This is a genomic window from Vallitaleaceae bacterium 9-2, from assembly GCA_038396585.1.
GTDB lineage: Bacteria > Bacillota > Clostridia > Lachnospirales > Vallitaleaceae > UBA1351.
On sequence record CP121691.1, the window covers coordinates 3,444,672 to 3,457,760 of the forward strand.

The 13,089-nt window shown below is 33.2% G+C and carries 9 protein-coding genes and 1 pseudogene; 3 read left to right on the forward strand and 7 right to left on the reverse strand.

Translation table 11 applies throughout. From position 1 onward, the window contains the following. Positions 1-50 precede the first annotated feature (50 nt). Positions 51-1,397, reverse strand: a complete 1,347-nt coding sequence (locus QBE53_15655) for an extracellular solute-binding protein (GenBank protein WZL81214.1) — start codon at positions 1,395-1,397, stop codon at positions 51-53. 594 nt (positions 1,398-1,991) lie between these two features. Further along, positions 1,992-2,147 carry a hypothetical protein gene (locus QBE53_15660; GenBank protein WZL81215.1) on the reverse strand — a complete coding sequence of 52 codons (156 nt, stop codon included), beginning with the start codon at positions 2,145-2,147 and terminating at the stop codon, positions 1,992-1,994. Positions 2,148-3,171: 1,024 nt separating this feature from the next. Between QBE53_15660 and QBE53_15665 the strand changes: the two genes are divergently transcribed. From QBE53_15665 to QBE53_15675, 3 genes are all read left to right on the forward strand, one after another. After that, complete coding sequence (locus QBE53_15665; protein ID WZL81216.1) at positions 3,172-3,591, forward strand: hypothetical protein; 420 nt, start codon at positions 3,172-3,174, stop codon at positions 3,589-3,591. 52 nt (positions 3,592-3,643) lie between these two features. Further along, complete coding sequence (locus QBE53_15670; GenBank protein ID WZL83329.1) at positions 3,644-3,724, forward strand: hypothetical protein; 81 nt, start codon at positions 3,644-3,646, stop codon at positions 3,722-3,724. Positions 3,725-3,996: 272 nt separating this feature from the next. Further along, positions 3,997-4,623: a transposase gene (locus QBE53_15675; protein ID WZL81217.1), complete on the forward strand. Its 627-nt coding sequence runs from the start codon at positions 3,997-3,999 to the stop codon at positions 4,621-4,623. Between the two features lie 314 nt (positions 4,624-4,937). On the opposite strand, the gene QBE53_15680 is transcribed toward QBE53_15675, so the two are convergent. From QBE53_15680 to QBE53_15700, 5 genes and pseudogenes are all read right to left on the reverse strand, one after another. Further along, on the reverse strand, positions 4,938-6,812 hold the full coding sequence (locus QBE53_15680; GenBank protein ID WZL81218.1) for a diguanylate cyclase: 1,875 nt from the start codon (positions 6,810-6,812) through the stop codon (positions 4,938-4,940). A 17-nt stretch (positions 6,813-6,829) separates the two neighbouring features. Next, positions 6,830-9,544, reverse strand: a complete 2,715-nt coding sequence (locus QBE53_15685; GenBank protein ID WZL81219.1) for an EAL domain-containing protein — start codon at positions 9,542-9,544, stop codon at positions 6,830-6,832. A 451-nt stretch (positions 9,545-9,995) separates the two neighbouring features. Then, on the reverse strand, positions 9,996-10,409 hold the full coding sequence (locus tag QBE53_15690) for a metalloregulator ArsR/SmtB family transcription factor (protein ID WZL81220.1): 414 nt from the start codon (positions 10,407-10,409) through the stop codon (positions 9,996-9,998). Between the two features lies 1 nt (position 10,410). Beyond that, positions 10,411-11,664 (reverse strand): annotated as a pseudogene (locus QBE53_15695) (MFS transporter). Between the two features lie 301 nt (positions 11,665-11,965). Beyond that, positions 11,966-12,967 carry a permease gene (locus tag QBE53_15700; GenBank protein WZL81221.1) on the reverse strand — a complete coding sequence of 334 codons (1,002 nt, stop codon included), beginning with the start codon at positions 12,965-12,967 and terminating at the stop codon, positions 11,966-11,968. Positions 12,968-13,089: the final 122 nt, after the last annotated feature.

Below are 13,089 nucleotides of genomic sequence, written 5' to 3' on the forward strand. Positions count from 1 at the left end.
AGTTGCCTCAAATAATTACTTGAGGCAACTTAACATTTTATTTATCCTTTTTACTCAGTAGGGTTAAATTGTTCTGCTTGAAGGTCCCATTCTTTATCAAGCGCTTCTGTTAATTCATCTACAGTCCCACCAGTCCCAATCATATCTTGGAACGCTTTGTATGCATAGTTTCTAAATGCACCATTTAATTCGTTCTCTCCCCAATAATTGTTCCATTGAAGTAGAGCAATTGTATCATCTGCTTCTATTACCTCTTTATATTTTGCCATAATCGGATTATCATAGTTAACTTCCGGTTTATCTATAGTCGCTGCATACATAGCTCCTTGTCTCAAATACTCCGCATAAACTTCATCACTGTAAAAATAATCCATAAATGCATTAAATGCCGCCACTTTTGCCGGGTCTTCTGCTGCCTCTGAAGATAATGCCCATCCTTGTAATTGTGTCCCACCAATTACATAAGCGTTACCCTCATCGTCTCTTAGTGGAAACCAACCATACTCAAACGTTGGATCTGCATCTTCAATTTGCTGCATCATCCATGGTCCCGAAATAAACATTGCCGCTTTTCCAGTTACTAAGAATGAAGCAATTTGATTGTCCCCTGTACTTAACCAACCTTTTTCTACATACTCGCTATTAAATAGCTCCGAATATTCAGCAAACATCGATTTAACATTATCATCTTGAAAGCTTACATTCCCTCTATAGCGTTCAGCTAACCAATCTAAGTTATCAGAAAATACGTGTTTAGACCAATAGTATGCCCATGTAAATCCCATATGCCATCCGTCCTTACCACCAATAACTAGTGGAACCTCTCCATTATCCACTAATGTCTGAGATAACTCTAAAAATTCCGTATATGTTTGTGGTTCTTCCAATCCATATTCATCAAACATTGCTTTATTATAATACACTCCACCTGCCGGAGCCATTTCAAACAGAGGAGCAATGTATGCTGTATTTTCGTATAATGGCAAATCAGCAAATTTTTCTTTTGTTTCTTCTGGTAAAGGAGCTAATTTTCCAGCTCTTACCCAAATAGGTGTATTTCTAGCTTCTAGAATATCTGGAAATTCGCCTACCGCATCTTTAGTTTTAACAAAGTCAAGATAAGCTCCTGATCCTGATGGCATAGCTAAAAGAGTAACTGTAGGGTTTTCTTCCATGAAGCCCTCAATTCTTTCTTCAAGTTGTTGTTTACTAAGTGGATCTCCACCCGCAAAAACAACAGAAAGAGTTGTCTCTTCTAATGTACTATTATCTGTCACGTCACTTTCTGTCTGTTCAGTCGCATTGTCCATTGTATCACCTTCATCTGCATTTCCACATCCAATAAACATGATACTTATCATAGATAGAACTAATAATAATGATAAAATTCTTTTCATAATATTTCCTCCTTTTATTTGATTATAGTCTCTCGGAATTACAAAGCCCGAAAAATCAATGCTTCCAACTTCTAGCTTTATAAAAACCTCCATTTTTTTCGCCAAAAACTCTTGACAATTCTCCATAATTTTTCGCCGAATGTAATTATTTTTATTCTATTGCCGGAGGTATTTTTATGTTTCCAACGTTTGTTTCTCATTCTAATTATCAAGATGTTTTTGCATCCCATTTTCTTAATCTTTTTCCTAATCCTTTTGCTTTAGTTCTTAAACTCTACACTTAGAAGTTTTTTATTCTATCTCATAACAAAAGACTTATTGATTTAGATAGCTTGTCTTTTGCTGGGAATGGGATTCATCTAGAGTAAAGTACTTTAACGGTTATCACTTTTATATTTTTGTAGCTTCTAATTCTTTTAATGATCCGTCTGTGTTTCCTATGTTAGAATCAGCTTCATGCCATGATATGTCTTCCTTATATGCACTCTTTTTTTATGTTGTAGGCTTATCTTCCTAAAATTAATATTCAAAACTTATTCTGGGCTCCGCCCATGATGCTGACCCTATCTATGACTACTGTTTATAATATTATATTCAGCTACTCATTGCACTTAATCCCCATAAACTTGGTGTTTTTAAATATAAAGATTCATTTACAATCGGTGAAGACAGTTTTCCCATCTGCCGTGAGGACTTACGTATGCGTCGCATCGTGTTGAACATTCCAAAAAATGCGCCAAATTTCGTCATCCAAAACTATCTCGTAAAGGTTAATATTTTTGTGATACTCCTTGCTCTGACACTAAAATCGGACGTACTGTACACGCACCACTTAAAGATAATTCTCGATTATTTTACATACCGCCTAGGGGAAGTAAAGACTGGAAAAATGAGTTTGCCCAACGTTCTTCAACAGAACGTTCAAACAAACGACAGGAAAAAAACTATAAACTAGAAGACGGCAAGCACCGTTCATCTAAGATGTGGTACCGCCAACTCTATGCCATCATGATGCTACAACATCTTGATGCCTGGGAAATGTCTTCTCTAAAAGCATTTCAAATCATATTTGTTAAACGAGGCCCTTAACTAAGACATCTATAAGTTTAAGACATAAAGTCGTTTATGCCTATTAGTCATGTCAAATTTTACCAATCTTTTTGTTTTTTCTTTAGCTATTAAGTTTTAAAAGTTCATTGTTTCAAATTCTCTAATTCTGAGAGACTATTGATTACATATAAAATATTATCATATTCTAATTTTATTTATGTGTGTTTTTTACATATTTTAGTAGTTATATTTCACATCTTAGTAAATATTTCACTACAATAATTCTAATTAAATGCAAGTAATTTTATGGATTTTTAAGTTGGCATATTCGCCAATAAGGAGAGCCATTTGTCTAAAACCCATTTTACCACCTTCAAGCACAGGCATAAGTATGTTCATCATCTTCCCACTTAAACAATAACAAGTCATCAATATAAAGCTTCTTCCGCAAATATCTGTAAAGTGCTATATTTTAAGGCGAATTCATGATAATATATAAGTAATATTTTTAAGGATGCTATTAGTCATATAAGTGATAATAATTGTTTGAATATTCGTTCTTTTTTCCATTTGAAGGACCTCATATTAATAAAATTCAAGAAGACAATAGTAGTATCGAGATAAAACTAAACTCAATAACAAATACATGCAATTTACCAAAATACAACACAGTATCTGAACATTGTCACGGTACCTACAAAAAAAAGATCAGGTTTTCCCGATATTGAGTAAAAACGCTACGTTGCACATAAGAGCAAGAGAATACTATTGTGACAATAAAGACTGTGAAGTGAGTACAATTACAGAAACATTCAATGGTTTTATTGATTACTATAGTCGAATGACTGAACGGCTAGAAGACTTCCTTTGCTCTTTAGCATTAGGGACAAATTGCGAAGGTTTGGCTAGAACAAGCAAACTCATTGAGATACATATAAGCAGAGATACAATCATTTGTCTATTACTAAAGCATTATGAAAATCAACCTTCATTCCAATGTGGTCCGATTATCGGTGTCGATGATTTTGCAACAAAAAATCGACATAATTATGGGATAATAATCGTTGACGAGACCACTCATAAATCCGTTACGATATTGGAAGGCAGAGATGGAAAAAGCTTAAAAGAATGGTTAAAAAAATAACAAACATGTCAAGGTCGTTACAAAAGATAGAGCAAGCGCTTATGCAAAAGCTATTTCGGAAGAACTCCTTGACGCCATGCAAGTGGCTGGAAAATTCCACCTTCATCAGAACCTTTTAGAAGCAATAAACTAATCACTTAATCGTGAATTACCCACTACGGTAAAGATACCTAAAGAATCAGAAATTGAAGTTGATAATAAAAATGATTCAACCATACATGAAAAGTATAACGGTAAAAAAATGCCACCAGCTGTGGATAACCTCCTGATTTTAGCCATAAAGCGTTATCAACTTATCGCCAAAATATAAAAATTCATAAAAGAAGATAGCACCAAACGCGAGGTAGCTAGACGGCTTGGAATAAGTCGTAATACAGTAAGAAGATATGCATTAGACAAAGTAAAATGGCTATTTATCAAGAAACTATCGTTGAGTGCCTTAACACAGGTTATAGCAAGCGCAAGACAATAGAACGAATAATGGAATTAGGTTATGAAGGCGGCTCCATAAATGTCTATGACTATTTGAGAAAGGTTGAACAGGCTACAGGAAAGACATTTGAACCACTCCTATATATGAGAAATAAGATAACAGTACTTAAGCACAAAGCCGATTCAGTAGGCAGTAAATACGGCTTTATTACTCGAATTGGTGTGTCTAGATATTTATGGATGAATGGCGAATTAACTGCTGAACATCAAAAGTATATCTTTAAGCAATATCCAATATTATATAGACTCAAACAATGTATTGAAGAATTCAGAAATATGTTCAAAAACAAAAATGTGCCAATGCTGTACTTGTTTATCGAACGCTACTCCAATTGTGAGATGAAAGAACTAGCTTCATTTGTAAATGGGTTAAACAAAGACATTGACGCTATCGAAAATGCAGTAACCTGTGATTTGAGTAATGGATTTGTTGAAGGGAGAAATAGCAAATTAAAGATGATAAAGCGAACGATGTACGACCGATGCAAATTAAATCTTTTGTCAGCAAGGATGATGTTATCTCCAATAAATTCGGGATGATGGCTGACGAATATTTGCGAAAGAACCAATTCTACTTGAGAATCAACAACTAATTATTCTTCAAACAGACCTTAAATCATATCTCTCAAATCTTTTACCATTTCATGAGCATCTTGAACTGTCTTAGATTGGTATTCTGTGATAAGTTGCTCGATTAATACTTCTTGTTCTGATGATTGCTTTTTATGCTAAAAAAATTTTCCTAGATTAAATTTATTTTAGTATCAATCTAGGAGAATTCATATTCACACAAAAACATTTACACTCACATACATATTTTTATCTATAATCTGGTGAAATTAAAAACAGACTTATTACGCTTCATTAACCTTTCCCTTTTTGTACAGATCAACAAATTTTGCTACAACCACAGAATCATATTTTATTCCCGCCAAACTTTCAAGACGATCTATAGCCGCCTCAGGCTCATATTTCTTTCCATATTCCCTATTCGTCATTACATCATAAGCATCTGCGACAGCAATAATTCTACTATATAATGGAATTTCTTCACCTTTTAAAGCATTTGGATAGCCAGAACCATCCCATTTTTCATGATGACTTAAGACATATCCTGCCAACTCTGAATAATCTTCTACTGACTTAAGAATCTGATAACCCACATCTACATGTCTTTTTAGTTCTTTATATTCTTCATGTGTAATAGCTTCCTTTTTTTCTAATAATGATTTAGAAATTACTATTTTACCAATATCATGCATTGCTCCAGCAAGCGATAAATCACTAGTTTCTTGATTACCTAGCTTAAAAGCTTTACCCACTAACCTCACAAGTCTCGCCACCTCCTTTGAATGCCTAGCCTCTGCTTTATTCGATTCGTATAAAGTCTTCATAATGGCTTTTATTGTAGAATTACGCATACTTCGACTTTCGCTAATTTTTTTTCGATACATATATTCTTCTGCTTTAACATAGATATCGTCAATAGACTCTTCTATATCTACTTTTGTCCCCCAGCCTATAGATACCGATACTTTCACACTCTCAATAGAAATATTTTCAAATGATTTATATATCCGTTTCATTAATATAGCTGCACTGTTTTCATCTGCACTAGGGAGCAAAATAACAAACTCATCTCCGCCAATTCTAGCGATAATCTCGTCGCTTCTACATGCTGATTTTAGAGTTTTTGCTACCATTTTAAGCAAATTATCCCCGGCTAAATGTCCAAATGCATCATTGGTTAACTTTAGTCCATTAACATCAATCATCAATATACTAAACGGTAAGTTCCTCTCAACGTCTAGCCGCCTAATCTCTTCTTCATAAAAATGTCTATTATAAACACCGGTTAACTGATCATGATAACTTAAGAACTTAATTTTTTCGATTCTCTCAAGTTTCTCTGTATTATCACGAAATACTACCACAGCACCTAACGCGTCCTCGCCACTAATAATTGGTGCAATGCTATATTCAATTGGTAGTAGTTTGCCATCTTTCGTTTTCAAGGAAATGAATCCATTTAGCTTTTTCGTCTTTCTTGAAACCATAACCTCTCTTATTGAACATTCCACTTGGTGTTTTGTAATAGGATCGTACAAAGAAAAAACACTACAAAATCTAGTTCCCTTTGCTTCTTTCAATTTCCAACCTGTCAGTCTTTCGGCTTCAGCATTCATCATCTCTATATTACAATTTATATCTGACGATATAACACCATCGCTTAATGAATCTAGTGTTGTAAAGGTCAAAGCTTTTTCTTTTTCTAGGCGTTTTTTTTCTTCGTACTCAACTGTTACATCCGTAAAAATAGTAACAAATATATTGTTGTATGGACTAAAAACATTGACTCTAAAACGTTTTTTTAATGGCTCTGAATAATTTTCAAAAGTAATCTCCTTATTTAGTTGGACAACATCAACATATTGAATAATCCAACTTTCTTCTAATCCTGGTATCACCTCTGTCGCATTCTTACCTAGTATATCTTCCGAAAGTAATCCAGTAATTTTTTCAAAGGAATCGTTAACTTTTAAAAAACGGTAATCTATTGCACTTTCATTTTCATCATAAACTAATTCATGTAAAGCAACACCTTCTTTCAGATGGTGCATCACCAAATCATCAAACCATTTTTCATCAATTTTTTTCTCTCTTCTATAAATAACATACAATAAGTATGAAACTAATGACTCAAGGATTACTATTATTTTTTTCCCCATAAAATCTCCTCTTTATCCTACTTCTCATTAATATATGCGATAAAATCTGCTTTGTCGAGGGGTTTACTATAATAATATCCTTGAATTTTTGAACACCCCAAACGGACAAGAAACTCAACTTGTTCAAGTGTTTCAGCGCCTTCTGCTAACACATCAATTCCAAGTATTTCAGCCATATTTACTAAAATACTAGCTAATTTACCATCGTCATCCTTAGGATAATCTTTAATAAAACTTCTATCTATTTTAATTTTATCAATAGGAAGGGTTTTTAAATAAGATAGGGATGAATACCCCATTCCAAAATCGTCAATGGCAATTTTTAATCCAGCTCTTTGCATATCTTTTAACATCTGGGCACTCTTTTCTTGATTTGATAATAACAAGCTTTCAGTTATTTCAATTTCAAGATTCTCATAATTAATATCTAACGAATCTATTATCGAAAATAGATTTTCAAGAAACATTCCTTCCTGCATCTGGATAGCCGAAAGGTTGATTGCACATCTAATATTTTTATACGCTTCCGGTATACAATTTAAAATTTCATTAAAATCACTACACACTCTTTTTACCACCCAATACCCTATGTCTACTATAAGATTATTTCGTTCTGCAATTGGAATAAATACACCCGGTGAAACAAGTCCTAATTTTTCGTTTTTCCATCGAATTAAAGCTTCCACACCTACAACATAACCTGTTGTAGAATCAACCTGTGGCTGATAAACCACAAAAAATTCATTCTCTGCTATTGCTTTTCTTAGATGACCTTCAATCTCATTTTCTTGATTAAGTTCATTGATCATTTCTTCTTTAAAAAAAGCAATTTCTCCTGCTAACCTATTTGATGACCACTCTAAAGCAATGATTGAATTCAAAAGTAACTTTTTCAAATCATCTGTATCATGTGGCCAAAATGATACTCCTATTCTTGTTTTGAAAAATAGTTCTCTATCATTTATCTCAATAATTTTAGAAAGGCCTTTTTGAATTTCAGCCACAAACTTCTTGGGTTCAACATTTAAATGTTTCATGCCAACAATTACTGTAAAAATATTTCTACCCGTTTGTGCAATAAAATCCTCCTCATTAATCAATGGTTTCACAGTATCCATAAATAGTTCAGCACTTTTTGTTTCAAAATCGACAAATGATGTTATCAATTGATTATAATTTTCAATGGCAATATATAGAACCATAAAACTAAACTCTTCATCATGAACACTTTGCTTTAGCAACTGCAACATCATATCTTCGTTAGGTACGAAAAGGTTACTATCTTTTCTACTGATATCCTGAAGGCTATCTAGTTTATTCTTTTGCATCGACATATCATTAAATATACTCACATAATGGTGCACACCGGAATTTTTACTTTTAACTGCAATAATTCTCATTTTCTGTGGATATAAAACCCCACTTTTCTTTTTATCCCATAGCATCCCCTCCCATGAGCCACTTCGATTAATAACCTGCCACATTCTTTTGTAAAATTCCTCGTTTTGTTTACCTGACTTGAAATCTTTGGGTTGCATACCAAGAACTTCATTTTGTTTATAACCAGTTATTTGCTCAAATGCAGCATTTACATAGGTTATATTAGTATATATGTCAGTAATAATTACTCCGTCATTTGTACTATTGGCAATTAATTCAGTAATCTCTAGCTTGCTGTCTTTTTTTTTCGATTTTTCTGCTATATAACCATAGATGAATGCAAAAAGAATAATCAATAGGACGATTACTGAATTTCTAGCTTCAAAAGCCGTTTCAAAAATTGCCTTACCAGAAAACAAATTACTCGTATCTATATAATGAATAGCAATCCACCGTTCTTCATAATGAGGATTCTCTCCCCTGGTTTTTGTTAGAATATCATAATAGGTAATCAACTCATTAGAATATTCAATGTAACCCACATTATCTTTGTTAATTACCTCCCATGCCTTATTATTTATTTGCCCAAAGCTTAAGCCTTCTGTTTCTCTGAACATAAAGGAGAAATTTTTATCGTTATCTTGATGTAAAATAAATTCCCCATATCGATTGACTATATAAAACCAGAAGTAGTCCAAATCTTTGTGAGACTCGTGTCCCTTTAATACTTCTACAAAGTACTCCGCTTTATAATTAATGATTAGCATTCCTATAAAGTCATTTTCCCTATCAAAAAGCGGTGTAGCAAAACGTACCATTGGCTTGTGTGGCAATTCTATCACTCCATTTTCTAAATTTAAGTCTAAAGGTGATATAAAAACTTCATCATACTCTAAGGCTTTAGTTTTTTGAAAATAATATCGATTGCTTTTATCCTGCAATTCACTTTTTTCATAGAATTTAACGTCATTTTGGCGTTCGTTATCTACTCGAATGAGTTCCATTCCTGATTTATCAAGTAGTCTAAGTTGATCATAATCCTCCTTATTCATCATAACTCGTTCAAACATCCTTTCTAATTGATAAAAGCTTTCTTCTGTTGGTTCTGAAAGATATTGTTGAAATTCATCTGAATCTCTAATAATTTTAAGGTTTTCTATGATTTCATCTATATAATTATCAACGAGAAACTCTGTATTACTATCTTTTATCTCGTTTTGATGAATTAAGTTTTGAGTGACATGTTTCTTTTCTTGATATAAATTGTAGCTTATAAAAGCAACCCATATCAAAATTAACGGTAACGCAACCATTAGAGTTCTCTTAATGATATTTTGTTTGAATTTATTCATTTAATACCTCCATGGTTTTTCTTATAGTATCATGCTTTTACATTTCTACATTTAATGATACTCTATTTATTTCACTTTATCAACATTCTGTATTCTATCGGACTTAAATATTTTGAAGATAAATGACTCCATGACTGTTGAATCAGTGAACATAAGCGAATACTTTGATACCGAAATCATTTGTATAATGAACCAGCCTCGAAAATCAAAACTACATTTTTAAAGCACCGTAATAATTACGGTGCTTTAAAGAATAAGACAGAACTATAAAAGTCACATAAAAATGCATCTGCAACGAATAAAAGCCGGCAATTTACACATGCATAAGAGCCTCGACAAGTGTAAAAATTGATTTGAATACTCTTAATAATAGCAAACCTTCCACTTTATCTTTTTCTTCACTATTTAGTATACTAAGCCATTTCATTAACTCATTTTTTTCAACTACATATTATTCTTTTTTTATTTCATTCCATTCATTGCTTTCAGCACCAATTACGCACTTACCATCAACTCTCATTGATAGACGTTTTTCACAACGCTTTATTTCTTCAGTCATTAATTCTCTAGGAATTACCATAACTGTTTGTCTAATATGTTTATCGAACAAATCATAACTGGATCGATAATGATAAAACGACCACCTTCCTTCTTTTTTCTCATAAATTAATCCTGCATTTTTTAGTATTCTTAAATGCTTTGATACATTATACTGACTTTCTTCCAATACATCAATTATTTCAGAAACACTTATTTTCGAATCAATAGATAATAATAGCCACATGATTTTAACTCTTGTCATATCGGATAATGCTTTGAAAATCATTGTATAGCTCTCCAACGGATTTATTTCATAATTTTTCATATTAACCTCCTTTCGCTTCAATACATTTTTCAAATAAAGTCAGGCTTTTTTCACAATATCTGATTGAAGGTATAGTAAAACACAAAATTGCTGCGATTAAAGTAATAATTCCTGCAATTAAAAACCACTTTTCCACACCAAAGATATCTGCTATTATTCCAGACAAAATGAAACCAACTGGAGCAATAATTAATTTAATGCTAGAAGACAAAGACATCATTCTTCCTAAATACTTTTTCTCAACACTTTGCTGTAGGATTGGATTATACATCCCCCAGTAAAATGGTCCTGAAATCCCCATTAAACAAGATAAAAAGACAAACCCATAGAAATCATTTGGTGTTAAGAACCCTGTAAAAATTAAACTAAGCGACATTAATAAGTAGGAACAAATAATGGTGTTAACTTTATTTGTTGTTCCTCCCCAAAATCCAAGCACAATGGAACCAAACAATAATCCAACAGAAAAGGTGATTTCTGCAATACTTGCATGGATACTAGTCCCTCCAAAATATGACATACTCATTAGTGGAAAAAAAGCACTTGTCGGCATTAGAGCCAAAGTATAGAGAGTTCCAATTAAAATAAGTCCCATGATTCCCTTATTAGATTTTAACAAGAGGAATCCCTCTTTTGCCTCTTTTATTATCACAAATTTTGATGCATACTCAACCTGCTTGCTATTACTAGGGATTATACTAATGTACAGTGTTAATATAGCAATTAAGACTCCAATTACATCAACAAATATAATGCTACTTAAACTACATATACTATATAATACGGCTGCAATCGCTGGGCTGATGAGCATTGATACAGCCTCTAATCCCTGAGAATAACCAGTACATTTGGTTAGTTTTTTTGCTGGCACAATCTGAGGTATTATCGTCTGTAATGTAGGTTGATGGAATGCTGTTCCAATAGATCGAAGCAATAAAACAATTAATATTAGCATAATTGAAAGTTTATCAAATAAATCTATGACAACAAGGATTGAGCTTACAAAGGCAATAAACGCTTCTGAAATAATCATAATCATCTTACGATTATAACGATCAATATATACACCAATAAAAGAACCAAGCACAGCCTGTGGCAGAAAACTAATAAACATAGAAGCAGATAAAAGTAATGCCGAACCACTTTTATCGGTCAAATACCACATAATCACAAATTGAATTATAGAGCTAGAAAGCTACAAAAAAACCTGTCCTATCCATATAATCCAAAAATTCATTTCCCAAGTCTTTATCATTTTTTCGAGCCTTTCAATCTCTGCTAGCTTCTAGTTTCTCAGTTTAAACACTATAATTCCGACATCTGCAATCAAGACACCACCTTTAAATTATTGATTCTCATGTATTAACCTAGAACTTCTGAAATAGTTATGCTGTTTGAGCAAGGTCATTATGTGAGCTTGATTTTGTGTTTAAACTAAGCTTATAGTTTAGCTTGCCCTATTAATTTTCCTATGCATCCTTAATGCATGCCGGATATCGCATACATTAAGAATTTTCTTTTTTAAATAATTTGTAAAATTTTCATTAAATATTTGCTTATATAAACATAAATAAAATTCCACCAATCATTGCAAGTACAAGCACTGTTAATGTAAAAGCTAGTACGCCCTTAGGTTTTAGCATAGAAGAAAGAATGGCAAGCTCAGGCAGACTAGCCCCTGTTCCACCAATTAAAAGGGCCATAGCCGCCCCCATACCCATACCCTTTGTCAGCAAAGTACTAAGAAGTGGGATAGCCATTTCAATGCGTAGATACAAAGGAACACCAATAACTGCTGCAACTGGTATTGCATACCAGGATGAATTACCAACGTATCGTTCTACAATACTGCTAGGGATAAATGCAAGTGCAATACCACTGATTGCTGCTCCAAGAATTGCGTAGGGAACAATCTGTCGAAACAATGCAAATGCAAAGCGAAATGCACCTTGTATCTTGTTTTTATGTATTGCTTTAGCAGAAGTTTCACAGCAATTTCTCACTGAAGCAATCGATGAAACCGAGCAATCACTTATAACTTTAGGTTCTAAGCACTCTGTATTTGTTCCACCACATCCACCATGAAGTTGTTGATTTTTTGATGCTGCAATTTCAGCTAGATTTTTAACTTGATGGCGTACCTTGCTGCGCCCAACCGTCAATCCTGAGAAAACTGCACCGCCAAATGTAATTATAAAATAAATGATCGCAACTTTCCAGCCAAATGTTGCAATTATAATACCTACAACCACGAAATTAGAAAGAGGTGCAGAAATCAGAAATGGTAATACCGTTGAAAACGGTGCTGCCATTTCAATCATTCCCATTGCTACAGGCACCATTGAAGCACTACAAAACGGAGTAAGAACACCAAGTCCAGCCCCCATGATGGCTCCCATAACAGTATTTTGATTTTTTAATTTTTTTTGAAATTTTTCCTGTGGAATATATTCTCGCACAAATCCCGTTAAAACAGAAATCCCCGCAATAATAACTACTAGCACCCATGCAACGTGCCAAAATTCTCCCAACGCAATCTTTAGTTGTTCTGTAAACATATTTTTTCCTCCACTTTTCTATGAATGTATATATGCGCTTTTATGCATATGTTTTATTATACTTATTTATTTCTCCCTGTCAAGTACTTTTTCATAGGTGCTAATGTATTTAATCTGAAAAA